This window comes from Micromonospora sp. H61, from assembly GCF_018070325.1.
In the GTDB taxonomy this organism is placed as follows: Bacteria; Actinomycetota; Actinomycetes; order Mycobacteriales; family Micromonosporaceae; genus Micromonospora; species Micromonospora salmantinae.
Window position 1 is genome coordinate 46,473 of record NZ_JAGPXY010000025.1, and the last position, 24,332, is coordinate 70,804.

At 69.3% G+C, this 24,332-nt stretch carries 28 protein-coding genes; 25 read left to right on the forward strand and 3 right to left on the reverse strand.

Going from position 1 to position 24,332, the window contains the following annotated elements:
• The first annotated feature begins 22 nt into the window (after positions 1-22).
• The 22 genes from rplN (at position 23) to truA (ending at position 13,180) form a co-directional block, all read left to right on the forward strand.
• The gene (rplN, locus tag KBX08_RS15235) at positions 23-391 is read left to right on the forward strand and encodes a 50S ribosomal protein L14 (RefSeq protein ID WP_007465279.1); all 369 of its coding nucleotides are present in this window, start codon (positions 23-25) and stop codon (positions 389-391) included.
• Positions 388-708, forward strand: coding sequence for a 50S ribosomal protein L24 (gene rplX, locus KBX08_RS15240; RefSeq protein ID WP_172899047.1), 321 nt, complete (start codon positions 388-390; stop codon positions 706-708). Before rplN ends, rplX begins: the two co-directional genes overlap by 4 nt.
• Positions 708-1,274, forward strand: coding sequence for a 50S ribosomal protein L5 (gene rplE / locus KBX08_RS15245; RefSeq protein WP_091402385.1), 567 nt, complete (start codon positions 708-710; stop codon positions 1,272-1,274). Before rplX ends, rplE begins: the two co-directional genes overlap by 1 nt.
• A 1-nt stretch (position 1,275) precedes the next feature.
• Complete coding sequence (locus KBX08_RS15250; protein WP_007465272.1) at positions 1,276-1,461, forward strand: type Z 30S ribosomal protein S14; 186 nt, start codon at positions 1,276-1,278, stop codon at positions 1,459-1,461.
• Positions 1,462-1,577: 116 nt separating this feature from the next.
• Positions 1,578-1,985 carry a 30S ribosomal protein S8 gene (gene rpsH / locus KBX08_RS15255; protein WP_007465270.1) on the forward strand — a complete coding sequence of 136 codons (408 nt, stop codon included), beginning with the start codon at positions 1,578-1,580 and terminating at the stop codon, positions 1,983-1,985.
• Between the two features lie 16 nt (positions 1,986-2,001).
• Positions 2,002-2,544, forward strand: coding sequence for a 50S ribosomal protein L6 (gene rplF, locus KBX08_RS15260; protein WP_124860508.1), 543 nt, complete (start codon positions 2,002-2,004; stop codon positions 2,542-2,544).
• An 8-nt stretch (positions 2,545-2,552) separates the two neighbouring features.
• A complete protein-coding gene (rplR, locus tag KBX08_RS15265; RefSeq protein WP_181518401.1) occupies positions 2,553-2,930 on the forward strand; it encodes a 50S ribosomal protein L18 in 378 nt (125 codons plus the stop codon).
• 33 nt (positions 2,931-2,963) lie between these two features.
• Positions 2,964-3,578 (forward strand): 30S ribosomal protein S5, encoded by a 615-nt coding sequence (gene rpsE / locus KBX08_RS15270; RefSeq protein WP_074314587.1) that lies wholly within the window; start codon positions 2,964-2,966, stop codon positions 3,576-3,578.
• Positions 3,578-3,760, forward strand: coding sequence for a 50S ribosomal protein L30 (rpmD, locus tag KBX08_RS15275; RefSeq protein ID WP_007465262.1), 183 nt, complete (start codon positions 3,578-3,580; stop codon positions 3,758-3,760). Before rpsE ends, rpmD begins: the two co-directional genes overlap by 1 nt.
• On the forward strand, positions 3,760-4,203 hold the full coding sequence (rplO, locus tag KBX08_RS15280) for a 50S ribosomal protein L15 (RefSeq protein ID WP_030329906.1): 444 nt from the start codon (positions 3,760-3,762) through the stop codon (positions 4,201-4,203). Before rpmD ends, rplO begins: the two co-directional genes overlap by 1 nt.
• Positions 4,204-4,435: 232 nt before the next feature.
• The gene (gene secY / locus KBX08_RS15285; protein WP_210784127.1) at positions 4,436-5,764 is read left to right on the forward strand and encodes a preprotein translocase subunit SecY; all 1,329 of its coding nucleotides are present in this window, start codon (positions 4,436-4,438) and stop codon (positions 5,762-5,764) included.
• Positions 5,765-6,418 carry an adenylate kinase gene (locus KBX08_RS15290; RefSeq protein ID WP_088950228.1) on the forward strand — a complete coding sequence of 218 codons (654 nt, stop codon included), beginning with the start codon at positions 5,765-5,767 and terminating at the stop codon, positions 6,416-6,418.
• A gap of 87 nt (positions 6,419-6,505) precedes the next feature.
• Positions 6,506-7,357 carry a type I methionyl aminopeptidase gene (gene map, locus KBX08_RS15295; RefSeq protein WP_210784128.1) on the forward strand — a complete coding sequence of 284 codons (852 nt, stop codon included), beginning with the start codon at positions 6,506-6,508 and terminating at the stop codon, positions 7,355-7,357.
• 133 nt (positions 7,358-7,490) lie between these two features.
• On the forward strand, positions 7,491-8,024 hold the full coding sequence (locus KBX08_RS15300; protein ID WP_374101945.1) for a DUF1707 domain-containing protein: 534 nt from the start codon (positions 7,491-7,493) through the stop codon (positions 8,022-8,024).
• A 336-nt stretch (positions 8,025-8,360) separates the two neighbouring features.
• On the forward strand, positions 8,361-8,582 hold the full coding sequence (gene infA, locus KBX08_RS15305) for a translation initiation factor IF-1 (protein ID WP_007073013.1): 222 nt from the start codon (positions 8,361-8,363) through the stop codon (positions 8,580-8,582).
• 91 nt (positions 8,583-8,673) lie between these two features.
• Positions 8,674-8,787 carry a 50S ribosomal protein L36 gene (gene rpmJ / locus KBX08_RS15310; RefSeq protein WP_088952025.1) on the forward strand — a complete coding sequence of 38 codons (114 nt, stop codon included), beginning with the start codon at positions 8,674-8,676 and terminating at the stop codon, positions 8,785-8,787.
• Between the two features lie 266 nt (positions 8,788-9,053).
• A complete protein-coding gene (rpsM, locus tag KBX08_RS15315) occupies positions 9,054-9,434 on the forward strand; it encodes a 30S ribosomal protein S13 (protein ID WP_030329917.1) in 381 nt (126 codons plus the stop codon).
• A gap of 87 nt (positions 9,435-9,521) precedes the next feature.
• A complete protein-coding gene (rpsK, locus tag KBX08_RS15320) occupies positions 9,522-9,929 on the forward strand; it encodes a 30S ribosomal protein S11 (protein WP_030329919.1) in 408 nt (135 codons plus the stop codon).
• A gap of 13 nt (positions 9,930-9,942) precedes the next feature.
• On the forward strand, positions 9,943-10,569 hold the full coding sequence (gene rpsD, locus KBX08_RS15325) for a 30S ribosomal protein S4 (RefSeq protein WP_030489600.1): 627 nt from the start codon (positions 9,943-9,945) through the stop codon (positions 10,567-10,569).
• 98 nt (positions 10,570-10,667) lie between these two features.
• Positions 10,668-11,690: a DNA-directed RNA polymerase subunit alpha gene (locus KBX08_RS15330; protein WP_007465227.1), complete on the forward strand. Its 1,023-nt coding sequence runs from the start codon at positions 10,668-10,670 to the stop codon at positions 11,688-11,690.
• Positions 11,691-11,724: 34 nt separating this feature from the next.
• Complete coding sequence (gene rplQ / locus KBX08_RS15335; RefSeq protein ID WP_091402374.1) at positions 11,725-12,282, forward strand: 50S ribosomal protein L17; 558 nt, start codon at positions 11,725-11,727, stop codon at positions 12,280-12,282.
• Between the two features lie 67 nt (positions 12,283-12,349).
• Positions 12,350-13,180: a tRNA pseudouridine(38-40) synthase TruA gene (gene truA, locus KBX08_RS15340; RefSeq protein WP_210784129.1), complete on the forward strand. Its 831-nt coding sequence runs from the start codon at positions 12,350-12,352 to the stop codon at positions 13,178-13,180.
• Between the two features lie 12 nt (positions 13,181-13,192).
• On the opposite strand, the gene KBX08_RS15345 is transcribed toward truA, so the two are convergent.
• Positions 13,193-14,302 carry a hypothetical protein gene (locus KBX08_RS15345; protein ID WP_238689130.1) on the reverse strand — a complete coding sequence of 370 codons (1,110 nt, stop codon included), beginning with the start codon at positions 14,300-14,302 and terminating at the stop codon, positions 13,193-13,195.
• 102 nt (positions 14,303-14,404) lie between these two features.
• Between KBX08_RS15345 and KBX08_RS15350 the strand changes: the two genes are divergently transcribed.
• From KBX08_RS15350 to KBX08_RS15360, 3 genes are read left to right on the forward strand one after another with little or no spacing between them, the layout of a single operon-like run.
• Positions 14,405-15,010: a class I SAM-dependent methyltransferase gene (locus KBX08_RS15350; RefSeq protein ID WP_210784131.1), complete on the forward strand. Its 606-nt coding sequence runs from the start codon at positions 14,405-14,407 to the stop codon at positions 15,008-15,010.
• 41 nt (positions 15,011-15,051) lie between these two features.
• Positions 15,052-16,731: an ABC-F family ATP-binding cassette domain-containing protein gene (locus tag KBX08_RS15355; RefSeq protein WP_210784132.1), complete on the forward strand. Its 1,680-nt coding sequence runs from the start codon at positions 15,052-15,054 to the stop codon at positions 16,729-16,731.
• 53 nt (positions 16,732-16,784) lie between these two features.
• Positions 16,785-17,729 carry an aldo/keto reductase gene (locus KBX08_RS15360; RefSeq protein WP_210784147.1) on the forward strand — a complete coding sequence of 315 codons (945 nt, stop codon included), beginning with the start codon at positions 16,785-16,787 and terminating at the stop codon, positions 17,727-17,729.
• Between the two features lie 62 nt (positions 17,730-17,791).
• Here KBX08_RS15360 and KBX08_RS15365 read toward each other — a convergent pair whose 3' ends face one another.
• The gene (locus tag KBX08_RS15365) at positions 17,792-18,337 is read right to left on the reverse strand and encodes a hypothetical protein (RefSeq protein WP_210784133.1); all 546 of its coding nucleotides are present in this window, start codon (positions 18,335-18,337) and stop codon (positions 17,792-17,794) included.
• A gap of 71 nt (positions 18,338-18,408) precedes the next feature.
• Positions 18,409-24,240, reverse strand: coding sequence for a ThuA domain-containing protein (locus KBX08_RS15370; protein WP_210784134.1), 5,832 nt, complete (start codon positions 24,238-24,240; stop codon positions 18,409-18,411).
• Between the last annotated feature and the right edge of the window lie 92 nt (positions 24,241-24,332).

Below are 24,332 nucleotides of genomic sequence, written 5' to 3' on the forward strand. Positions count from 1 at the left end.
CCGGCAGACATAGGAGATAGACGTGATTCAGCAGGAGTCGCGACTGCGCGTCGCCGACAACACGGGTGCTCGGGAGATCCTGTGCATCCGGGTTCTCGGCGGCTCGGGTCGGCGCTACGCGAGTATCGGCGACGTCATCGTGGCCACGGTCAAGGACGCGATCCCGGGTGCCGGTGTGAAGAAGGGCGACGTCGTCAAGGCTGTCGTCGTTCGCACGGCCAAGGAGAGGCGGCGTCCGGACGGCTCGTACATCCGCTTCGACGAGAACGCCGCCGTCATCATCAAGGACGGCGGGGACCCGCGTGGAACCCGTATCTTCGGCCCGGTGGGCCGGGAGCTGCGGGACAAGCGGTTCATGAAGATTATTTCCCTCGCGCCGGAGGTGTTGTGACCGTGAAGGTCAAGAAGGGCGACACGGTCGTCGTCATCGCCGGCAAGGACAAGGGTGCCAAGGGCAAGGTCATTCAGGCCTACCCGCGGCAGGACAAGGTCCTGGTCGAGGGCGTGAACCGGGTCAAGAAGCACACCCGCATCAGCACGACCCAGCGTGGCGCCAAGACCGGCGGCATCGTCACTCAGGAGGCCCCGATCCACGTCTCGAACGTGCAGGTCCTGGACTCCGACGGCAAGCCGACCCGCGTCGGTTACCGGATCGACGACAACGGCCAGAAGGTCCGCATCGCGCGTAGCACCGGTAAGGACCTGTGATGACCACGGCTACCGAAAAGACCCTGCCGCGCCTCAAGGAGCGGTACCGCAACGAGATCGTGGCCCAGCTGCGTGAGCAGCGCAGCTACGGCAACCCCATGCAGGTGCCGCGGCTGGTCAAGATCGTCGTCAACATGGGTGTCGGCGAGGCTGCTCGCGACGCCAAGTTGATCGACGGCGCGGTCCGCGACCTCGCCACGATCACCGGCCAGAAGCCGCAGGTGCGGCGGGCGACCAAGTCCATCGCGCAGTTCAAGCTCCGCGAGGGCATGCCGATCGGCGCGAAGGTCACCCTTCGTGGCGACCGGATGTGGGAGTTCATGGACCGGTTGCTCTCCATCGCGCTGCCGCGTATCCGCGACTTCCGCGGTCTGGACGGGCGCAAGCTGGACGGGCACGGCAACTACACGTTCGGTCTGACCGAGCAGTCGGTGTTCCACGAGATCGACCAGGACCGGATCGATCGCCAGCGGGGCATGGACATCACGGTGGTCACGACCGCCACGACCGACGACGAGGGCCGGGCGCTGCTCAAGCTCCTGGGCTTCCCGTTCAAGGAGAACTGAGATGGCCAAGAAGGCGCTGATCATCAAGGCGGCCGCGAAGCCGAAGTTCTCGGTTCGCGCGTACACCCGCTGCCAGCGGTGCGGGCGTCCGAAGGCGGTCTACCGCAAGTTCGGGCTCTGCCGGGTCTGCATCCGGGAGATGGCTCACCGCGGTGAGCTGCCGGGCGTGTCCAAGGCTTCCTGGTAAGGGCGACCGCGTCCCGGCCGTCGGCCGGGAACTCCTGCACCGATTAGGTATTGCTCTTCGCCGTAGGCCCGGGGCTGATGCCCCGGGAACCCCGGCGAGAAAGGCTGACGAAATCCATGACGATGACCGACCCGATCGCAGACATGCTCACGCGTCTGCGTAACGCCAACCAGGCGTACCACGATCAGGTGAAGATGCCCTACTCCAAGATCAAGGCGAACATCGCCGAGGTCCTGAAGGCCGAGGGTTACATCGCCACCTGGTCGGTCGAGGAGCCCGAGGAGGGCGCCGTCGGCAAGCGACTGGTCGTCGAGCTGAAGTACGGCCAGAACCGCGAGCGGAGCCTGGCCGGCATCAAGCGCGTGTCCAAGCCCGGTCTCCGGGTGTACGCCAAGTCGGACGGGCTCCCGCGGGTGCTCGGTGGGCTGGGCGTGGCGATCATTTCGACGTCCCAGGGGCTGCTGACCGACCGGCAGGCCCGCAAGCGGAGTGTTGGCGGGGAAGTCCTCGCCTTCGTCTGGTAACGGGAGACAGGTAGAAATGTCGCGAATTGGACGTAAGTCGATCCCGGTGCCAGCCGGCGTCGACATCACGATCGACGGGCAGACCGTCAAGGTCAAGGGCCCCAAGGGCCAGCTCCAGCACACCCTCGCCGAGCCGATCACGATCGAGCGGGCCGAGGATGGGCAGCTGAGCGTCAACCGGCCGAACGACGAGCGCAAGGCCAAGGAACTCCACGGCCTGAGCCGTACGCTGGTTGCGAACATGATCGTCGGGGTCACCGAGGGCTACCGCAAGAGCCTGGAGATCGCCGGCACCGGTTACCGGGTCACCGCCAAGGGTTCGGATCTCGAGTTCGCGCTCGGGTTCTCGCACCCGGTGGTCGTCCCCGCCCCGGCGGGCATCACCTTCACGGTGGAGCGGCCGACCCTGTTCCACGTGGCTGGCATCGACAAGCAGCAGGTCGGTGAGGTCGCCGCCAACATCCGGAAGATCCGCCCGCCGGAGCCCTACAAGGGCAAGGGCGTCAAGTACCAGGGCGAGGTCATCCGCCGCAAGGCTGGAAAGGCAGGTAAGAAGTGAGCGCCACGCTGCTCAAGCGCCGCCGCGGTGTCGCCGCCAAGCGCGCCGTTGGGCGTGCGCGTCGACACTTCCGCGTCCGCAAGAACGTCAGCGGTACGGCCGAGCGTCCGCGCCTGGTCGTCACCCGCTCGCTGCGGCACATGGTCGCCCAGGTCGTCGACGACACCAAGGGTCACACCCTGGCGTCGGCGTCGACCCTGGACGCCTCGCTGCGCGGTGCGGAGGGCGACAAGAGCGCCCTGGCTGGCAAGGTGGGCGCGCTGCTCGCCGAGCGGGCCAAGGCCGCCGGCGTCTCCAAGGTCGTCTTCGACCGCGGCGGCAACCGGTACGCGGGGCGAGTCGCCGCGCTTGCCGACGCCGCCCGCGAAGCCGGGCTCGAGTTCTAACAACCCCGTCACGAGAGAGAAGGAAGGCTGCTGATGCCAGGTCAACAGCGCCGTGGCGGCGGGTCCGGTGGCAACGAGGGTGGTCGCCGCGACAACCGCCGTGAGGGCGGCCGCGGAAACGCGCCCGTCGAGAAGACCCCGCACCTCGAGCGGGTCGTCGCGATCAACCGCGTCGCCAAGGTCGTGAAGGGTGGTCGTCGCTTCAGCTTCACCGCCCTGGTGATCGTGGGCGACGGCGACGGCACGGTCGGCGTGGGCTACGGAAAGGCCAAGGAGGTGCCCGCGGCCATCGCCAAGGGTGTCGAGGAGGCCAAGAAGCACTTCTTCAAGGTCCCGCGGATCGGCCAGTCGATCCCGCACCCGGTGACGGGTGAGGACGCCGCTGGTGTGGTGCTGCTCAAGCCGGCCTCGGCCGGTACGGGTGTCATCGCCGGTGGGCCGGTGCGTGCCGTGCTGGAGTGTGCCGGGATCCACGACGTGCTCTCCAAGAGCCTCGGTTCGTCGAACCCGATCAACATCGTGCACGCCACCGTGGCGGCCCTGAAGGGGCTTGAGTCCCCCGAGCAGGTCGCGGCGCGTCGTGGTCTGCCGGTGGAGGACGTCGCGCCGGCGGCCATGCTGGCGTCGCGTGCGGGGGTGGCGCACTGATGGCACGCCTGAAGGTCACCCAGCTCCGGTCCGGTATCGGGACCAAGCACAACCAGCGTGAGTCGCTGCGTTCGCTCGGTCTCAAGCGGATCAACGACGTGGTGGTCAAGGAGGACCGGCCCGAGATCCGCGGCATGATCTTCACTGTGAGCCACCTCGTGAAGGTCGAGGAGGTCGAGTAATGACGATCAAGGTGCATCACCTGCGCCCGGCGCCCGGTTCCAAGACCGCGAAGACCCGTGTGGGTCGCGGTGAGGGTTCCAAGGGCAAGACCGCTGGTCGCGGTACCAAGGGTTCCAAGGCCCGCAAGAACATCTCGGCGGCGTTCGAGGGTGGGCAGATGCCCATCCACATGCGCCTGCCGAAGATGAAGGGCTTCAAGAACAAGTTCAAGGTGGTCTTCCAGGTGGTCAACCTGGACCGACTCGCTGAGCTGTTCCCGAATGGTGGTCAGGTCGGCCCGCTGGAGCTCGTCGAGTCCGGCGCGGTCCGCAAGGGTCACCCGGTCAAGGTCCTCGGCACCGGGGACCTCGGCGGTGTGGCGCTCCAGGTGTCCGCGCACGCGTTCAGTGCGTCGGCCAAGGAGAAGATCGCTGCCGCCGGTGGCTCCGTCACCGAGCTGTAAGGCGTACGACCATGGCGCCCGTCCAGTTGAGAGCAACTGGCGGGCGCCATGGTCTACCTGGGACCTGAGCGCCCGGTAACATCGGAATCGATTTATGTAGTCGGGCGCATCTGCCCGGACCGGGGTGAGGCTGTTAGAGTCCCATCCCAGCCATGGATTGCGGGCACTCGCCCGTGATCCACCCCGACCCGCCAGGGATCACCGGCGGCCCGCCTCGCGCAGGAGGAAGAAGTTGCTGTCCGCCTTTCTCAGTGCGTTCCGTACGCCTGACCTGCGCAAGAAGCTGCTGTTCACAGTAGGCATCATCGCGGTCTACCGGCTGGGTGCAACGCTCCCCAGCCCGGGCGTCTCGTACGGCAACGTGCAGAAGTGCCTCGACACCATCCAGGGTGACACCACCGGGGTGGTGAACCTTCTCAACCTCTTCTCCGGCGGAGCGCTGCTGCAGCTCTCGGTCTTCGCGCTGGGCATCATGCCCTACATCACCGCGTCGATCATCCTGCAGCTGCTGACCGTCGTGATCCCCCGCCTGGAGCAGCTCCGCAAGGAGGGCCAGGCCGGTCAGGCGAAGATCACCCAGTACACCCGCTACCTGACTCTCGGTCTCGGTGTGCTGCAGGCCTCGGCGTTCGTGGCGCTGGCCCGCTCGGGCCAGCTGTTCCAGAACCGCTGCGACCAGTTCCCGATCATCCCCACCGGCACCGGCATCCCGGACTGGCTGACCCTGACCATCCTGGTGATGACGATGACCGCCGGCACCGGCATGGTCATGTGGCTCGGTGAGCTGATCACCGACCGCGGCGTCGGCAACGGCATGTCCGTCCTGATCTTCACCTCGATCGCGGCGCGGCTGCCCAGCGAGGGCTGGCAGATCAAGACCAGCAAGGGCTGGGACATGTTCGCCCTGGTCATCGCGCTGGTCCTGGTGGTCATCACCGCTGTCACCTTCATCGAGCAGGCGCAGCGCCGGATCCCGGTGCAGTACGCCAAGCGGATGATCGGCCGGCGGATGTACGGCGGCACCTCGACCTACATCCCGCTCAAGGTCAACCAGGCGGGTGTGATCCCGGTCATCTTCGGCTCGTCGCTGCTCTACCTGCCGCAGTTGGCGCTGCAGTTCTTCGACCAGACCGACCCGGGCAAGACCCAGTCGTGGATCCAGAACAACCTGGTCAACCCGAGCAGCCCGATCTACATCTCGGTCTACTTCCTGATGATCATCTTCTTCACGTACTTCTACGTCTCGATCACGTTCAATCCGACCGAGGTCGCGGACAACATGAAGAAGTACGGCGGGTTCGTGCCGGGCATCCGCCCGGGCAAGCCGACCGCCGACTACCTGGACTTCATCCTCAGCCGGATCACCCTGCCGGGCGCGCTCTACCTCGGCGTCATCTCGATCCTGCCGAACTTCTTCTTCATCTGGCTGGACAACCAGCAGTACCAGAACTTCCCGTTCGGCGGCACCGCTGTGCTCATCATGGTCGGCGTCGGTCTGGAGACCGTGAAGCAGATCGAGAGCCAACTCATGCAGCGGAACTACGAAGGGTTCCTGCGGTAGATGAGACTCGTTCTGGTTGGCCCGCCGGGCGCGGGCAAGGGCACGCAGGCCGAGTTCATCGCCGCGCACCTCTCGGTGCCGAAGATTTCGACCGGAGACATCTTCCGGTCGAACGTCACCCAGGGCACGCCGCTCGGTGTCGAGGCGAAGCGGTACATGGATGCGGGCGAGCTGGTTCCGGACGAGGTCACCATCAACATGGTCCGGGACCGGCTGGCCGAGCCCGACGCCAGCGAGGGTTTCCTGCTCGACGGCTTCCCGCGGACGACTCCGCAGGCGGCCGCTCTGGACAAGCTCCTGGCCGATCTGGGCACCGCCCTGGATCTGGTCCTGGAGCTGGTCGTCGACGACGACGAGGTGATCCGGCGGCTCTCCGGCAGGCGTACGTGCCGGGGCTGCGGCAAGATCTGGCACGTCGAGTTCGACGCCACCACCCGGCCCGGCATCTGTGACCGGTGCGGCGCCGAGCTGTTCCAGCGCGACGACGACAAGCCGGAGACGATCGCCACGCGGCTCCGCGAATACAGCGAGAAGACCGCACCCCTGGTCGACTACTACGGCGCTCAGGGCAAGCTGGTCGGGATCGACGCCACCGGGCCGGTGGAGGACGTCACCACCCGGGCCATCGACGCGTTGCGGTCGTACGGCGGCTGAGGTCCGGCCGGGCCACGGCGGATAGAGTGCGAACAGCGGGGTACGCGTTATGTGCCCCGCTGTTCGGCAACGAAAGGTAACCGCTCCATGCGTCGTCCCCAGCTGGACATCCAGCTGAAGACCCCTGACCAGATCGAGAAGATGCGGGCCGCCGGGCTGGTGGTGGCCGAGGCGCTGCGTCGGATGCGGGAGGCTGTCGCCCCCGGTGTGAGCACCGCCGATCTGGACGCCATCGCCGAGGCGACCATCCGCGAGGCGGGCGGCGTGCCGTCGTTCAAGGGCTACCACGGTTTCCCGGCGTCGATCTGCTCCTCGGTCAACGAGCAGATCGTGCACGCCATCCCGTCGCCCGAGCAGGTGCTCCGGGCCGGTGACCTGATCTCCATCGACTGCGGCGCGGTGCTGGACGGGTGGCACGGCGACTCCGCGATCACGGTCGGGGTCGGTGACGTCGACCCGGCGCTGCTGAAGATGGCCGAGGTCGCCGAGGACGCGATGTGGGCCGGCATCGCCGCCGCCGCGCGTGGCGCGGCCAGCGGCAGGGGCCGCCTCACCGACATCTCGCACGCGGTGGAGACCGCTGTCCGCAAGGGCGGCCGGTACGGCATCGTCGACGGCTACGGCGGGCACGGCATCGGCACCGAGATGCACCAGGACCCCCACGTGCTCAACCACGGTCGGCCGGGCAAGGGTCCGCGACTGGTCCCCGGGATGGCCTTGGCCATCGAGCCGATGATCACCATGGCGTCCCCGCGTACCGCCGAGTTGGCCGACGGGTGGACGGTCGTCACCCGGGACGGCTCGGTGGCCGCGCACGTCGAGCACTCGATGGCGCTGCTGCCGGACGGCGTCTGGGTGCTCACCGCGTTCGACGGTGGCCGGGCCCGCCTGGGCGACCTGGTAACGGCACGCCAACCCGCGGCCACCAAAACCCCCTGACCCCGCTGATCATGAAGTTGTTGCCCTGACACGCCGGTGAGGCGGGCAACAACTTCATGATCGACCGATGTTCGGGGTCGGGCGGGAGTGGCGCGACGGTGGCATGCTTGCCGGCATGGACGGGCGCGACGGGATGCGAGCCGCGGACTCGGACCGTACGGCGGTGGCCGACCGGTTGCGGGTCGCCCTCGACGAGGGCCGACTGGATCTGCACGAGTACGACGAGCGGTTGCAGCGCGCCTACGCGGCACGCACGTACGCCGACCTTGAGGCGCTGCTCACCGACCTGCCGCCGGTGACGCCGGCGCAGCGGTCGGGCCTGGCGCCGGTTGCCGGGCCGACGGTGAGCCTGCCGGGCGACCAGCTCGATCCGGCCTTCAGCAGGGGCGTCACCGCCCGTTGGCTGGCTGAGGTGTGGTCCCCGTACCTGTGGGTGATCCCCATCGTGGTGACCATCTGGGCGGTGACGTCGGTGCTCAGCCAGGACCTGCTCTACTTCTGGCCGGCCTGGGTGGCGGGGCCGTGGGGTGCGGTGCTGGTGGTCCGCACTGCCAGCGGGCTGGCCACCAAGGAGCCCCAACGCCAGGCCGTCAAGCGCCAACGCCGCCGAGACCGCAAGCAGGCAGAGCGCGCCCTCAAACCGGACGACGACGCACCAACCTCCTGAACCCCACCACCTCCCCGGGCCTACCCCCCACCCCGCCTGTTGATCATGAAGTTGTCGCCACCGTCCCCGGCGTGTTCTGACAACAACTTCATGATCAACGGCGCTGGAGATGAGGCCGTTCGGGGCGACGCGCGGGTTGGTGGGTGGTCGGTTTGGCGGGGGAGTGCAGGCCGGCGTACACTTTCAGATCGGCGCACAGCGTCCACTCCGGCATGCCCACCCTGCGCTTCGGTGGGAGCTGGAGCCGCGGCTGGCGCGGGCTTCTGATTCTGATCAGATTTCCGTGTAAGACGTTGTGGGCCGCCCGGAGCAATCGACGTCAGGACAGCGGAGGACATGCCGAAAAAAGACGGAGCCATTGAGATCGAGGGTCGGGTCATCGAGCCCCTGCCGAACGCCATGTTCCGGGTGGAGCTCGCGAACGGCCACAAGGTGTTGGCTCACATCAGCGGCAAGATGCGGCAGCACTACATCCGCATCCTTCCGGAGGACCGGGTCGTCGTCGAACTTTCGCCGTACGACCTGACCCGCGGGCGCATCGTCTACCGCTACAAGTAGTCCTGACGACGGCCGGGAAGTCCCGTGTCCGTCTTCGACGTCCGATGTCGCGTAGAGCGCGTCCCCGGGCCAGATGGGAAGTAAGGCAACCGTGAAGGTCAAGCCGAGCGTCAAGAGGATCTGCCAGAAGTGCCGGGTTATCCGCCGGCACGGCCGGGTCATGGTCATCTGCAGCGACCCGCGCCACAAGCAGCGCCAGGGCTGACTCAGCCCGTCCGGCCGGAGCACGGCCGGGTGGCGTTGGTCCAGGTGGATCCCCAGCGACACACACATCACACATGCTCGTCCCAGCCGCGAGCGGTACGCCAGACGTACCTCTGCGTGGTTGACCCCCGGTCGGAGGCCGGGGCCCGCTCGGGCAGCGACCGATCCCGGTCGCCGGCGCTCACTGCGTCGGAAGGACGGGACGGCCGGTAGCGGGGTGGGACGGGTCCACACCTCCGCCACACATCACGAGGAGTACGCCCGCACATGGCACGTCTAGTCGGCGTGGATCTCCCCCGCGAAAAGCGGTTGGAGATCGCGCTCACCTACATCTTCGGGGTCGGTCGCACCCGTGCCCTGGAGACACTCGCCGCCACCGGCATCTCGCCGGACAAGCGCGCTCGGGACCTCACGGACGAGGAGCTCGTGCAGCTCCGCGACCACATCGAGGGCAACTACAAGGTTGAAGGCGACCTGCGCCGCGAGGTCGCCGCTGACATCCGCCGCAAGGTTGAGATCGGCTGCTACGCCGGCATCCGGCACCGCCGGGGCCTGCCCGTGCGTGGCCAGCGGACCAAGACCAACGCCCGGACCCGCAAGGGCCCGAAGCGGACCGTCGCCGGCAAGAAGAAGCCCGGCAAGAAGTAGTTCTTGACCGGATGACGGGGTCGGCCGCCGCCGAGGTGGGTCAGGCCGCAACCCAATCCGGAAAGTCAACTAGGAGCGCACAGACTTATGCCACCGAAGGCTCGTGCCGGAGCCGCTGTAAAGAAGGTCCGGCGCAAGGAACGCAAGAACGTCGCCCACGGGCAGGCGCACATCAAGAGCACGTTCAACAACACCATCGTGTCCATCACGGACCCGACCGGTGCGGTCATCTCCTGGGCCTCCGCTGGCCAGGTCGGCTTCAAGGGCTCCCGCAAGTCGACTCCGTTCGCTGCGCAGCTGGCCGCCGAGGCTGCCGCGCGTCGCGCCATGGAGCACGGCATGCGCAAGGTCGACGTGTTCGTCAAGGGCCCCGGCTCCGGCCGGGAAACCGCCATCCGTTCGCTGCAGGCCGTGGGCCTCGAGGTCGGGCAGATCGCCGACGTCACCCCGCAGCCGCACAACGGATGTCGTCCGCCGAAGCGTCGCCGGGTCTGAGAGGTAGAGAGAGATGGCTCGTTACACCGGTGCAGACTGCCGCCGTTGCCGGCGGGAGAAGATGAAGCTGTTCCTCAAGGGCAGCAAGTGCGATGGTCCGAAGTGCCCGTTCGAGTCCCGGCCGTTCCCGCCCGGGCAGCACGGCCGCGGCCGCACCAAGGAGACGGAGTACCTGCTCCAGCTCCGCGAGAAGCAGAAGGCCCGCCGGGTTTACGGCGTGCTGGAGAAGCAGTTCCGCGGTTACTACGAGGAAGCCGTTGGCAAGCAGGCCAAGACCGGTGAGGTCCTCCTGCAGATCCTCGAGTCGCGGCTGGACAACGTCGTTTACCGGGCCGGCTACGCCCACTCGCGGGACATGGCCCGCCAGCTGGTCAAGCACGGTCACTTCACGGTGAACGGCAAGAAGGTCGACATCCCGTCGTACCGCGTCAAGGAGCACGACATCATCGAGGTTCGGGGCAAGAGCAAGGAGCTCACCCCGTTCATCGTCGCGCAGGCTCAGGCCGGCTCGAAGACGGTTCCGGCGTGGCTTGAGGCCATCCCGAGCCAGATGAAGGTGCTCGTGCACTCCCTCCCGGCCCGGCAGGTCATCGACACGCAGGTCCAGGAGCAGTTGATCGTCGAGCTCTACTCCAAGTAGTCCGAGCTCGTTCGGTGGCCCGCCCTTCGGGGCGGGCCACCGCAACAGGTTGTGTCGTGGGCGTCAAATAGCGGGCGCCCCGGAAGAGAAGAGAAAAGATGCTCATCAGCCAGCGACCCTCCCTCTCCGAGGAGTCGATCAACGAGACCCGGTCCCGGTTCGCCATCGAGCCGCTGGAGCCGGGCTTCGGCTACACCCTGGGTAACTCGCTGCGGCGTACGCTGCTGTCGTCGATCCCGGGCGCGGCCGTCACCTCGATCAAGATCGACGGTGTGCTGCACGAGTTCACCACGATCCCCGGTGTCAAGGAGGACGTGGTCGAGCTCGTCATGAACATCAAGGAGCTGTGCGTCAGCTCCGAGCACGACGAGCCGGTCAGCATGTACCTGCGCAAGCAGGGCCCGGGCGACGTGACCGCGGGCGACATCCAGCCCCCGGCCGGCGTCTCGGTGCACAACCCGGATCTCAAGCTCGCCACCCTGAACGGCAAGGGCCGGCTCGACATGGAGCTGACCGTCGAGCGGGGCCGGGGCTACGTGACGGCGGCGCAGAACAAGCAGTCCGGCGCCGAGATCGGCCGGATCCCGGTCGACTCGATCTACTCGCCGGTGCTGAAGGTGACCTACCGCGTCGAGGCGACCCGTGTCGAGCAGCGCACCGACTTCGACCGGCTGATCATCGACGTCGAGACCAAGCCGTCGATGGGTCCGCGTACCGCGCTGGCCTCCGCCGGTTCGACGCTGGTGGAGCTGTTCGGGCTCGCCCGGGAGCTGGACGAGACCGCCGAGGGCATCGACATCGGGCCGTCCCCGCAGGACGCCCAGCTGGCGGCGGACCTCGCTCTGCCGATCGAGGAGCTGGACCTCACCGTCCGCTCCTACAACTGCCTCAAGCGCGAGGGCATCAACTCCGTTGGTGAGCTCATCGGGCGTACCGAGGCCGACCTCCTCGACATTCGCAACTTCGGTCAGAAGTCGATCGACGAGGTCAAGATGAAGCTCGCCGGGATGGGTCTCGGGCTGAAGGACTCGGCTCCGAACTTCGACCCGGCGCACGTCGTGGACACCTTCGGCGAGGCCGACTACGACACCGACGACTACCGCGAGACCGAGCAGCTCTAGTCCGCGCTGCCGCCACAACTGAGGAGCACCAAAAATGCCCACGCCCACCAAGGGCCCCCGCCTCGGCGGCAGCCCCTCGCACGAGCGGCTGATGCTGGCCAACCTGGCGACCGCGCTGTTCCAGCACGGGAAGATCCAGACCACCGAGACGAAGGCCCGGCGGCTGCGCCCGCTGGCCGAGCAGCTCATCACCAAGGCCAAGCGCGGTGACCTCGCCTCGCGGCGTCGGGTGCTGGGTGTCGTCAAGGACAAGGACGTGGTCTACGCCCTGTTCGACCAGATCGCACCCCGGTACTCCAACCGCCCCGGCGGTTACACCCGGATCGTGAAGACCGGTCCGCGCAAGGGTGACAACGCGCCGATGGCCATCATCGAGCTGGTGGAGGAGCTTCAGGTCGCCGAGCCGAAGGCGAACAAGAAGACCGCCGCCCGCAAGGCCGCGCAGCAGGACAAGGTCGAGGCGCTCGCCCCGGCCGACGAGGCCCCGAAGTCGGCTCCGGCCGACCAGGACTCCGAGGCGCCGGTGTCGGCGTCCGGTGACACCGACGCCGCCCGCGAGGACAGCGACGAGGCCACCGAGAACAAGGCCTGATCAAGGGCATTGTCGGGCCCGGCACCCCATCGGGGTGTCGGGCCCGACCCGTAACAGGAGGTACGAGGTGGACGAGCGGATCCGGCTGCGGCTGGACGTCTCGTACGACGGCACCGACTTCTCCGGCTGGGCAGCCCAGCCGACCAGGCGCACCGTCGCGGGGGTGCTCGTCGAGACCCTGGACCTGGTCCTCGGCGTCGGTACGGCCACCGGGCTGACGGTGGCCGGGCGGACCGACGCGGGAGTGCACGCCACGGGGCAGGTGTGCCATGTGGACCTGCCCGTGGACGTGTGGCGGCAGCACGAGGGACGGCTGCTGCGTCGCCTGGCCCGGCTGCTCCCCACCGACGTGCGGGTACGGGCGATGACCGAGGTGCCGGCCGACTTCGACGCCCGGTTCTCGGCCACCTTCCGGCGCTACGAGTACCGGGTCACCGATGCGCCCTTCGGTGCCGAGCCGTTGCGCCGCCACGAGGTGCTGGCCTGGCCGAAGCCGTTGGACCTGGCCGCACTGAACGCCGCCGCGACCGGGCTGGTGGGGGAGCACGACTTCGCCGCGTACTGCCGACGCAAGGAGCACGCCACCACGCTGCGCGAGGTGACCCGACTGGACTGGCGTCGCGACCCGGACGGCATCCTGGTCGCCACAGTGCAGGCCGACGCGTTCTGCCAGGCGATGGTGCGCAGCCTGGTGGGAGCCATGCTGGTGGCCGGGGACGGCCGCCGCCCGGTCGAGTGGCCGGGAACCCTGCTCACCCGGCGGGAGCGGTCCAGCGAGGTGACAGTCGCTCCCGCGCGCGGGCTGACCCTGGTCGCCGTCGGCTACCCGGCAGATCCGGCCGAGTACGCCCACCGTGCCACCCTCACCCGCCGGTTGCGGGTGCCGATCGAGGGTTGACCGTCCGCACTGTCACTCGCCCGGCAGGTCGCCCTGGTTGGCGTTGCTGCCGGTGGGTGCCGCCGTCGGTTGCGCGGCGGTGCCACCGTCGGCCCGGCTCTGCAGCACGCCCCGGCTGAGGTGCAGCTCGATCATGTCGAACAGGATCTCGCGGACCTTGGCGTCACCCGCCTTGACCGCCGCCCCGTCCTTGCGGACCACCAGCGCGTACGCCAGGTAGTGGCCACGGACCTGCCAGCCGACGCGTGCCGGAGCGCTGGCCAGGACTTCGGTGCCGTCGCCGTCGTCGGCGGTGAGGCCCCGGAAACGGCCCTGCCGCTCGTCGAGCAGTTGCCGGAGTCGGTCTCGGACTCGTTCCGCGGTGACCTTGTCGGTGAGGTTGAACAGGCCGGCGGTGACCAGGTGGCTGTCGTCGGGCGTACTCAGCGTGGCCCGGACGACCTGGTTGCAGCCGAGCCGGACCAGCAGGTCGGCGACCTCGTCGGTGGCGGCTACGGCGCAACTGCCGCTGGACTGTGTCTTGAGCACCTGGTAGCTCGGCTGGCCGTCGGTGAGCTTCAGCTCCTTGCCGGGGAAGAGTTCCTTGGCGGTGAGCGGGGCCTGGTCGGTGTCCCGGGAGTCGAGGGCCAGCCGTTCCGCGGGTGCCGACGTCGGGGCGGCGTTCGGCTGGTACGTCGGGTTGCTCTGCGGCTGCTCGCCGCGGTCGATGAGCAGCGCGGCGGCGCCGAGGCCGCAGAGGGCGAGCAGCACCAGGACGGCTGCGCCGCCGATCAGTACCTGCCACAGGCGGCCGCCGCCGCGCCGGGCGGGCGGCTCCGCCGACGTCGCCGAGGTGTAGATCTGGCTGCGCGGCGGGGCGGGCGGGATGTCGGCACGCGTCGGCAGTGGCCGCGGCGCATCGGCGCGGGCGGCCGGACCGGGCTGCGGCACATCGGCACGGGCCGGCACCGGTTGCGACGAGGGCAGCGAGAGCTGGTTCGGCCGGGGCAGCGACGGCGTGGGGAAGCGCGACGGAGAGGGCCCGGCCGCCGGGGGCGGACCGGCGCCGAGCACCGACAGATCGGACCCGGGCTCCGGGTACTCCTCGAAAGCGTCCTCATCGGACTGGTACCGATACACCATGTCGCCCAGAGTAGGAGTCATTGTCCCTTTAGGGGGTAATATCGGGGAAATGTGCGGGTGGGCCGTGTCGGGTCCGCCCCGGACCGGTGCGAGAATTGCCTGGTGACCGGCGACCACTACTTCACCGCTCAGCCCACCAGCGACGCCCCGGCGCGCGAGGTCGAGTTCTCCGTCGCCGACCGCGACTACCGGCTCACCTCGGCCGGCGGAGTCTTCTCCGCCAGCCGGCTCGACCCGGGCACCGCGGTGCTGCTGCGCAAGGCCGAACTGCCCGCCACCGACACCACCGGCGACCTGCTCGACCTCGGCTGCGGGTTCGGGCCGATCAGCTGCGTGCTGGCCGACCTCGCGCCCACCAGCACCATCTGGGCCGTCGACGTCAACGCCCGGGCCCGCGAGCTGACCGCCGCCAACGCGGCTCGGGTCGGCGCCGCCGACCGGGTGCGGGTCAGCGCGCCGGACGACGTTCCGGACGGCGTCCGCTTCGCCCAGATCTGGTCGAACCCGCCCATCCGGATCGGCAAGGACGGGCTGCACGACCTGTTGCTGCGCTGGCTGCCCCGACTCGCCCCGGACGGCGTCGGCTGGTTGGTCGTCGCCCGGCACCTCGGCGGCGACTCGCTGCAACGCTGGCTCACCGAGCAGAGCTGGCAGGTCGAGCGGTACGCCAGCCAAAAGGGCTTCCGGGTGCTTCGCGTCACCCGGTAATTGGATATACCCCCCGACCCTCGTTGGGGCAGGATCCCGGCGTGGGATACGTGGACGTGGCAGCGGTCGGGCACATCCTGCCCGACGGTCGGGAACTCTTCGCCGACGTGTCGTTCCGGGTCGGGGAGGGCAGCAAGGTCGCCCTGGTCGGGCCGAACGGCGCGGGAAAGACGACGCTGCTCAGGATGGTCGCCGGCGACCTGCCGGTGCGCAGCGGCGTTGTCGCAAGGGCCGGCGGGCTGGGCGTGATGCGCCAGTTCATCGGCATGATCGGTGACGAGTCGACCCTCGCCGACCTGGCGTTGTCGCTGGCCCCGCCGGCGCTTCGCGACGCCGGCCGGCGGCTCGGCGAGACCGAGGCGGCCATGCGGGCGGCCGAGGCCCACGGCAAGTTCAGCAACGCCGCGGGCAAGGCCCAGCTGGCGTACGCCGATGCGCTCGGCGCCTGGGGCGAGGCCGGCGGGTACGACGCCGAGGTGCTCTTCGACACCGTCGCGACCATCGTGCTCGGCCAGCCGTGGGACGCCGTTCGGGACCGGCCGGTGCGTACCCTCTCCGGCGGCCAGCAGAAGCGCTTCGCCCTGGAGTTGCTGCTGCGCGGCCCGGACGAGGTGCTGCTGCTCGACGAACCGGACAACTTCCTCGACGTGCCCGGCAAACGCTGGCTGGAGGCGCGACTGCGCGAGTCGACGAAGTCGGTGCTCTACGTCTCGCACGATCGTGAGCTGCTGGCCCAGAGCGCCGACCGGGTGGTCGCCGTCGAGGGTGGCAGCGCCTGGGTACACCCGGGCGGCTTCGCCAGCTGGCACGAGGCTCGGGTGACTCGGCACGCCCGCCTCGACGAGCTGCGTCGGCGCTGGGACGAGGAGCACCAGAAGCTGCGCGAGCTGATGCTGATGTACAAGCAGAAGGCCGCGTACAACGACGGGTTGGCGTCGCGTTACCAGGCCGCGCAGACCCGGTTGCGCAAGTTCGAGGAGGCCGGGCCGCCGCCCGTACCGCCGAAGGACCAGGACATCCGGATGCGGCTCAGCGGCGGGCGGACCGGCAAGCGCGCGGTCATCTGCGAGCAGCTGGAGCTCGACGGCCTGACATTCCCCTTCGACCTGGAGATCTGGTACGGCGACCGGGTGGCGGTGCTCGGTGCCAACGGCACCGGCAAGTCGCACTTCCTGCGGCTGTTGGCCCGCGGCGGCACCGACCCGGACCCGGCGAACGGGCCGGTCGACGGCGCGGGCGCGCTCGCCCCGGTGACGCACGAGGGCACGGCCCGCCTCGGTGCCCGGGTCCGCCCCGGGCACTTCTCCCAGACCCACGACCGGCCGGAGCTGATGTCGAAGACGCTTGTCGAGATCCTCTGGCGGGGCGACGAGCACCGCACCGGGATGGACCGGCACGCGGCGATGGGTGTGCTCAGTCGCTACGAGCTGGCCGCGCAGGGCGACCAGCGCTTCGGCACGCTTTCCGGCGGGCAGCAGGCCCGGTTCCTGGTGCTGCTGTTGGAGCTGTCCGGGGCGACCCTGCTGCTGCTCGACGAGCCCACCGACAACCTCGACCTGGCCAGCGCGGAAGCGCTCGAAGCGGGCCTGAACGCCTTCGCGGGGACGGTTATCGCGGTCACCCACGATCGCTGGTTCACCCGCTCGTTCGACCGGTTCGTGCTGTTCCGAGGCGACAGCGAGGTGGTGGAGACCCCGGAACCGGTCTGGGACGTCGGGTGATCGGTCCCCGGCGGCGGTGCGTCCGGCCGGCATAGGGTGATCTCGTGACTCAGATGACCTATCGCCGGCTGGGCGACTCCGGGCTCGTGGTGTCCGTGGTCGGGATCGGCTGCAACAACTTCGGCCGCAAGCTCGACCTCGACGGCACCCGGGCGGTGGTGGACGCCGCCCTGGACGCCGGGATCACCCTCTTCGACACCGCCGACATCTACGGCGAGCCGCAGGGCAGCTCCGAGGAGCTGCTCGGGCAGGCGCTCAAGGGGCGCCGGGACGACGTGGTGGTGGCCACCAAGTTCGGCATGGACATGAACGGCCTCAACGGGCCGGACTACGGTGCGCGAGGTGCGCGGCGCTACATCGCCCGCGCGGTGGAGGCGTCGCTGCGCCGGCTCGGCACCGACCACATCGACCTGTACCAGATGCACGAGCCCGACCCGGGCACCCCGATCGACGAGACCCTCGCCGCCCTGGACGACCTGGTCCGCGACGGCAAGGTGCGCTACCTGGGCAACTCCAACTTCACCGGCTGGCAGATCGCCGACGCGGACTGGGTCGCCTCGTCCAACGGGCGGTCCCGCTTCATCAGCGCCCAGAACCACTACAGCCTGGTGGAGCGCTCGGTGGAGGCCGAGGTGATCCCGGCGTGCGAGCGGTTCGGCCTCGGCATGCTGCCGTTCTTCCCGCTCGCCAACGGCCTGCTCACCGGCAAGTACAAGCGCGAGGCTCAGCCGCCGGCCGGCAGCCGGCTCTCCGGCGGTGGCCGGTACGCGGAGCGGCTCGCCGCTGCCGACTGGGACACCATCGAGGCGATCGAGGCGTACGCGGCCGAGCGGGGTCTGACGATGCTCCAGGTGGCGATCGGCGGCCTGGCCGCCCAGCCGGCGGTGACCTCGGTGATCGCCGGTGCCACCACGCCCGAGCAGGTGCGGGCCAACGCCGCGGCCGGCGTCTGGGAGCCCAGCGACGACGATCTGGCGGCGCTGCGCGCCGTCCTTTGAGTCGAACGAGATCGGGCCGGGCCGCTCGTCGCGGCCCGGCCCGGTCGTTGAACGCTGTCTGGTCAGTCGGTGCGGCGGCGGCCGAAGAGCATGGCCACCCCCATCGCCGCGGCGACGAGCACGAGACCGGCCGCCGCGAACGGCCACCAACCGGTGCCCGACCCGCCGTCCACCGGCTTGGTCACCGCGACCGGCGCGGGCGCCGGCGGTGATTGCGCCGCCTTCGCCTGGACCGTGGCGGTGGCCTTGCTCTGAAGTGGAGCGGGGGAGTTCACTGACACCTTCCACGTGCCGGTGGAGAGCACCGGGCCGCTGCTGTAGAAACCGTGCCCCTCGGGCTGCGGTTCGAGCTGCACCGGCCCGACCCGCTGCCCGTCCGGGCCGGTGGCGGTGAGGACCAACCGCACCACCTGCTCCAGCCGGCGGCCATCGGCGTAGGTGGCCTGGATGGTGACGCCCTGAGCCCCGTCGCCGGCCACGGTGAGTTTGAGCTTGTCGGCCTGCGCCGCCGGGGCGGCCTGAGCAGCCTGCGCCGCCGGGGCGGCGGCGGACAGGGTCAGGGCCAGTCCGACGAACACGGCGGCCAGCACCTTGCGGATACCCGTCACGGACATCTCCTCCCTACCGATGAGGGAGGCCCCTCCCCGACGCCGCAGCGCCGGGGAGGGGCCTCGTCGGATCAGAGCTGACGACCGGGTGCCAGCCGGGTGGCATCGCCACCGAGCCGCCCGGTGCCCTTGACCGAGTCGCCGTCGTTCGCCTTGACCCCGGCCTTGCTGGCCGCGCCGCCGAGCCGAACGATCATGGCGTCGGCGTCCCGGATCAGGACGTCTCGAACCTCCGCCTCGGGCACCAGCGTGGCATCGCTGGCGAGCGTCCGGAACGCGGTCAGCTGCCGGACGGCAGCCTTGTCGTCGCCGGCCGCCTCGGACGCGCGAACAGCGTCGAGCTTGTTCGACAGCTGCTTGTGCGCCTTGGTCGAGAGCCGCCCCGTCGCCTTGAACCGGTCCAGCAGACTCTGCATGTCCCGGAACGAGGTGGTGACGAAGAACCGGACCGTCGAGGTGGTCTTGTTGCCCGCCTTGTCGGTAGCGGTCACGGTCAGCTCGTGCAGGCCGAGCGACAGGTCGTACATGGCCTGCAGAGTGCCGCTGGTGTACGCCTGGCCGTCGAGCTGACCGACCACGCTCGCGATGCCCGAGGTCGGGTCGACGGCCTGCCAGGCCACCCGGACGTCCTGGCTGTCGCCGTAGAGCTGACCGTCGGCCAGCCCGGACACCAGCAGCGTCGGCTTGGTGCCGTCGATGCGCAGCACCGCCGACTTCAGCGTCTCGACGTTGCCCGCCTTGTCCGCCGAACGGAACAGCAGCTCGTGCTGCCCGTCACCGGTCACCTCGATCGGCGTCGAGTACGGCGCCCACGCGCCACCGTCCAGCGACCACTCCACCGTCTTGACGCCGGAACCGGCGTCGGTGGCGGCCAGCACGACCGGGATCGTCCCGTCGTGCCAACCGGCGTCGTTAGCCGGAGCGAACGTCGCCGAGGTCACCGGCGCGGTGGCGTCGATCTTGACCGAGACGGTCTTGGTCGCCTCCACGTTGCCGGCCTTGTCCGTCGAGCGGAACCGGAGCTCGTGCTCGCCGTCCCCGCTGACGGCCACCGGAGCGGTGTACGCCGTCCAGGTGGTGGCCCCGTCCAGCTGGTACTCCGTACCGGCGAGCCCGCTACCGCCGGCCTCGTCGGCACCGGTGAGCGTGATCGTCACCGGCCCGGTGTGCCACCCGTCGGTCGGGGTGCCGGAAACCGCCGAGGTGGTCACCGGCGCCGTCTCGTCGGCCACCTCCGTGCTGAGCCGGAAGTAGTCGAACGAGGCGGTCTTCGACGCCGTCTGGTTGGCGCCGAGGGTGAACAACCCGACCTTCGGGGTTGCCCCGACCGCGCTGTTGGTCAGCGTCTCCAACGCGGTCCAGGTCGTCCCGTCGGCCGAGTACGACGCGGTGAACGTGTCGCCCGTGCGGGCCAGCCGCAGGTGCCACACCGCCGAGGTCAGGTTGCCCGCCTCGGGCTGCGGGTTCTGGACCACCCCGGCGATCTCGCTGCGGAACTCGATCCGCCGCGTCACCGCCTGGCCGGCCTGGTTGTCCGCGATGAAGTCGAGCTTCACGTAGTTGTCGTCGTCCGCCTGCACGAGCAGACCGGCCTGCTGGTACTGCTCGTTCAGCAGGCTGCCGTCGACCTTCGTCTCCAGGGTCCAGTCGCCGGACGGCGCGGTCTGGAGGATGAAGTTCTTCGGCCCGGTGTTGTCGGTGCCGTAGATGTCACCGTTGGGCACGTCGATCCGCAGCGCGCCATCGGTGACCCGGTAACCGCTCGGGTCCTCCCGCGTCACTGCGTCCCACCGGCACTTGTCCAACGTGCTACCGGTGAACTCGTCCGACGGGTCGACCGGGCCGGCCGGAGCGTCCGGCGTGACCTGGAACGAGTCGAACGCGGCGTCGACAACCGGCGCCTCGGTGCCTCCGTTGAGCGCGAAGACCCCGATCCGCGGGTTGGTGATGCCCTCGAGCGCGGCCGAACGGCCGACCGGGGTGAAGGTCTGCCCGTCGGCCGAGACGGCCGCGGTCAGGTTCGTCCCGTCGCTGGTGATCCGCAGGTACACGGTGTCACCCGCCGGTGCGGCGGTCCTGTCGTCGGCCTCGTTGCGCGGCGTGCCGGCCGTCTCCCGAATGAACTCCACCGCCCGGCTGCCGTTGTACAGCAGGTCCAGCTTGGCGTAGTTGTCGTCGTCGCCGTACACCAGCAGGCCGGCCTGCTGGTAGTTGGCCGTCACCGGCAGGGTGACCTTGGTGGTCATCTCCCACGCGCCGGTCGGGGCCGCCTGGAGCACCAGGTTGGTGGCGTCGTTGCGAGCGCCGTAGAGGTCACCCACGCCGGTGGGCAGCCGCAGGGCACCGCCACTGAGCGAGTAGAGCTGGTTCTCCCGGACGACGCTGGTCCAGCGCTCCTTGTCGAGGCTGTTGCCGTTGAAGTCGTCCGAACGCGCCCCGAAGCAGGACGTGTCCGGCGCGTCGACCCGCACCGGCACCGTGGCGTACGACTTGGCGCCCTTGCTGTCGGTCACCGTGAGGGTGGCCGTGAAGGTGCCCGGGCTGGTGTAGGTGTGGCTGGCGTCCAGTGTGGTCGCCGAGCCTCCGTCACCGAAGTCCCAGGCGTACGTCAACGGGGTGTCGCCCTCGGCGTCGGTGGCCGTGCCGTCGAAGGCGACGGTGACCGGTGCGGTGCCGGTGGCCGGGGTGGCAGTGGCGCTGACCACCGGCGGCCCGTTCTCGGTGACACCGCGGCCGACGAAGTCCATCCAGTTGACGTTGAACAGCGAACCCGTTCCGCCGTTCGGATCGCGGGCCAGGAAGTACAGCGAGCCGCTCGCAGCGCCGGTGACCGGTGCGCTCACGTCCGTGTACGTCTGCCACGCGCCGGTCGACGGTACGACGGCCGTGGCGACCACCGGTCCGTCAACGGCACCCGCGCGCACCTCGATCCGACCACCAGCGGCGGCGGAGGCGGCCCGGAACCGGATCTCGGTGATGTTTGTCAGGTCCGCCGGGGCGACCGACCACCAGTCACCGTCCTCGATGAACGCGATGCTCTGGCCGCCACCGGCGGTGTCGGCGCCGGCCTCCCGCTGCACGCCGGGGTCTCCACCGCCGGTGCTCACCGGGGCACGCCCGGTGGCGGTGAAGTACTCGGCCTGCTTCTGCTTCGGCTGCAGAACCTCGATCTGCCGACCGGTCAGGGCACCGGCGCCGCCGGCACCACCCTCGTCGGTGTAGGTCGCCTCGAAGACCGCGAAGACGTTCGCCTCGGCGCCGTGCCCGGAGGCGAGCGACGTCTGGACGGTGCCGGTGCAGCCGGTGTGCTGCTCCAGCGGGTGGGCGTGCTCGTCGTGACCGAGCAGCACCTGAAGCTGCACCCGGTCACAGTCGATCTGCCCGTCCTCGGGGTCGGTCACCTTGATCGAGTAGCGGACCTGGTCACCCCAGTTGAAGAAACCGCCGTCCGGTGGGAACTCGATGGAGACCGTCGGGGCGGTGTTGCCCACGGTGACCGGCACGTTGGCCACCGCGGTCCGGCCCTTGGGGTTGGTGACGGTGAGCTGGGCGGTGTAGTTGCCCGCCGTGGCGTACGTGTGGGTCGGGTTGGCCTCGGTCGAGGTCTGCCCGTCGCCGAACGTCCAGGCGTAGGTGAGCGTGCCACCGTCCGGGTCCCGGGAGCCGGCGCTGGAGAAGGTCACCGTCAACGGCGCCGGACCCGAGGTCGGGTTGGCGGACGCCGCGGCGATCGGGGCGCGGTCACCGGCGGTGTAGTCGATCCGGTAGACGCCCGAGTTGTCGTTGTTGCCGCCGAAGCCGCTGCCCCACTCGATCAGGTACAGCGCCCCGTCCGGGCCGAACTCGAAGTCCATCGGCCGGACCATGCTCATGCCGGTGAGCAGCTGGTTGATGTCCACCAACGACTTGCCGTCGGGGGTCAGCTGCATGGTGTACATCTTGTTCTGGTTCCACTCGCCGAGCAGAGCCTTGCCGTCGTAGTACGCCGGCCACTTGCGGTTCGAGTTCAGGTCGGCGTCGTAGCGGTAGACCGGGCCGCCCATCGGGGCGCCGCCGCCACCGATCTCCGGGTAACGCGCGTCACCGGCGTACCCGTAGTCGACGGTCGCCGGGACCACCGGCGGGAGGTTGGTCAGGCCCGTGTTGTTTGGCGAGTTGTTCACCGGGGCGGCGCAGTCGAACTTCGGACCGCTCGGGCCGGACGGGAACGTGTAGTCGTTGTACGCCTCGTTCGTGCCCGTGCAGTACGGCCAGCCGTAGTTGCCCGGGGTGACGACGTTCCACTCGACCAGACCGCGGGGGCCCCGGTTCGGGTTGTCCGCGTTGGCGTCCGGTCCGTAGTCCGCGACGTACAGGGTGTTGGTCTTCGGGTCGGTGCCGATCCGGAACGGGTTGCGGAAGCCCATCGCGTAGATCTCGGGACGGGTCTTCTCGGTGCCCGCCGCGAAGAGGTTGCCCGCCGGAACGGTGTACGTCCCGTCGTCCTCCGGGTGGATCCGGATCACCTTGCCGCGCAGGTCGTTGGTGTTGCCGGAGGTGCGCTGCGCGTCGTAGTCCTGGCGCCCTGCCCGCTCGTCGATCGGCGTGTACGAGTTCGACTCGAACGGGTTGGTGTTGTCACCGGTGGCCAGGTACAGGTTGCCGTCGCCGTCGAAGGCCATGCTGCCGCCGGCGTGGCAGCAGGTGTTGCGCTGCGTGTCGACCCGCAGCACCTGCTTCTCGCTGGCCAGGTCGATGGTGTCGCCGGTCACCGTGAACCGGGACAGCAGGTTGCGGGTGACCCCGTCGTTCGGGGCGTAGTACAGGTACACCCAGTTGTTGGTGGCGAAGTCCGGGTCGAGCCGGATGCCGATGAGACCGTCCTCGTTACCGGTGAAGACGTCCAGGTCGACGGCGGTGACGGTGTTGCCGGTGTCCGGCTTCACGATCTGCACGCGACCGTCGCGCTCGATGTAGAAGACCCGCCCGTCGGGGGCGACATCCAGCTCCATCGGGTTGCTGGTGTTGCTGTCCAGCGTGACCTTCTCGAAGTTCGAGGTCTTCGAGGCGCCGCAGTCGGCGTTCTCGACGCCGGCCGCGGTGCGGATGCCGCCGAGCAGGTGGGAGAGGAACTCGGGCTCGGCGTACGACTCCCGGGTGTGCCCGCCGCCGGTGTACCAGGAGCGGCCACCGTCGTAGTCCTGACACCAGGCGATCGGGTGGTCCGCACCCATCGCGCCGGCACCGGCGGTGTAGCTCTTCTCGTCCAGGCTGGCCAGCACGTGCACGTCCGGCCGGGGGTTGGTCTGGTAGTTGTACCACTCGTCGAAGCGGGACCACCGGTCCGGCAACCCGGCCGTGGACGGGTGCGCGTGGTCCTCCACCTTGACAGTGGCCTGCTGGTTCTGCGGGTGGTTGGCGAAGTACGCGCCGACCAGGTCGCCGTACCAGGCCCAGCTGTACTCGGTGTCCGACGCGGCGTGGATGCCGACGTAGCCGCCGCCGGCCTTCACGTAGCGCTCGAACGCCGCCTGCTGGTCGGCGTTGAGCACGTCGCCGGTGGTGGAGAGCCAGATCACCGCCTTGTACTTCGCCAGGTTGGCGTCGTTGAATGCGGCGCCGTCCTCGGAGTTGTCCACGGTGAATCCGTTGTCGACGCCGAGCTGCTGGATGGCGGCGACGCCGGTGGGGATGGAGTCGTGCCGGAAGCCGGCGGTCTTGGAGAAGACGAGGACGGAGAAGGGATCGGCCGCGGCCTTTGGCGCCTTCGGCGCCACCTGGCTGACCGGGGCTGCGGCTTTCGCATCCCGTGGGGGAACCTGGGCGGCCGCCTGCGCGGGCGCGCCGAACAGGGTGGTCGAGGCCATGGCCAGGGAGATCAGGGTTGCGGTGATGGGTAAGCGGGCACGACGAGAACGGGACACGCCGCCTCCTGTGTCGTAGTGACAGAGCTCGCGGGAGTCGGCTCGCCGAAGGCCGTCCCTGATGGAGCCGGTGGTCACACCGTGTCAGGGTG

What these genes read in the sequence shown, in the direction of transcription:
- rplE (WP_091402385.1), top strand. Translation starts at nt 708, where the DNA reads ATGACCACGGCTACCGAAAAGACCCTGCCGCGCCTCAAGGAGCGGTAC.
- KBX08_RS15250 (WP_007465272.1), top strand. Translation starts at nt 1,276, where the DNA reads ATGGCCAAGAAGGCGCTGATCATCAAGGCGGCCGCGAAGCCGAAGTTC.
- rpsH (WP_007465270.1), top strand. Translation starts at nt 1,578, where the DNA reads ATGACGATGACCGACCCGATCGCAGACATGCTCACGCGTCTGCGTAAC.
- rplF (WP_124860508.1), top strand. Translation starts at nt 2,002, where the DNA reads ATGTCGCGAATTGGACGTAAGTCGATCCCGGTGCCAGCCGGCGTCGAC.
- rpsE (WP_074314587.1), top strand. Translation starts at nt 2,964, where the DNA reads ATGCCAGGTCAACAGCGCCGTGGCGGCGGGTCCGGTGGCAACGAGGGT.
- rpmD (WP_007465262.1), top strand. Translation starts at nt 3,578, where the DNA reads ATGGCACGCCTGAAGGTCACCCAGCTCCGGTCCGGTATCGGGACCAAG.
- rplO (WP_030329906.1), top strand. Translation starts at nt 3,760, where the DNA reads ATGACGATCAAGGTGCATCACCTGCGCCCGGCGCCCGGTTCCAAGACC.
- KBX08_RS15290 (WP_088950228.1), top strand. Translation starts at nt 5,765, where the DNA reads ATGAGACTCGTTCTGGTTGGCCCGCCGGGCGCGGGCAAGGGCACGCAG.
- map (WP_210784128.1), top strand. Translation starts at nt 6,506, where the DNA reads ATGCGTCGTCCCCAGCTGGACATCCAGCTGAAGACCCCTGACCAGATC.
- KBX08_RS15300 (WP_374101945.1), top strand. Translation starts at nt 7,491, where the DNA reads ATGCGAGCCGCGGACTCGGACCGTACGGCGGTGGCCGACCGGTTGCGG.
- infA (WP_007073013.1), top strand. Translation starts at nt 8,361, where the DNA reads ATGCCGAAAAAAGACGGAGCCATTGAGATCGAGGGTCGGGTCATCGAG.
- rpsM (WP_030329917.1), top strand. Translation starts at nt 9,054, where the DNA reads ATGGCACGTCTAGTCGGCGTGGATCTCCCCCGCGAAAAGCGGTTGGAG.
- rpsK (WP_030329919.1), top strand. Translation starts at nt 9,522, where the DNA reads ATGCCACCGAAGGCTCGTGCCGGAGCCGCTGTAAAGAAGGTCCGGCGC.
- rpsD (WP_030489600.1), top strand. Translation starts at nt 9,943, where the DNA reads ATGGCTCGTTACACCGGTGCAGACTGCCGCCGTTGCCGGCGGGAGAAG.
- KBX08_RS15330 (WP_007465227.1), top strand. Translation starts at nt 10,668, where the DNA reads ATGCTCATCAGCCAGCGACCCTCCCTCTCCGAGGAGTCGATCAACGAG.
- rplQ (WP_091402374.1), top strand. Translation starts at nt 11,725, where the DNA reads ATGCCCACGCCCACCAAGGGCCCCCGCCTCGGCGGCAGCCCCTCGCAC.
- KBX08_RS15345 (WP_238689130.1), bottom strand. Translation starts at nt 14,302, where the DNA reads ATGGTGTATCGGTACCAGTCCGATGAGGACGCTTTCGAGGAGTACCCG.
- KBX08_RS15360 (WP_210784147.1), top strand. Translation starts at nt 16,785, where the DNA reads ATGACCTATCGCCGGCTGGGCGACTCCGGGCTCGTGGTGTCCGTGGTC.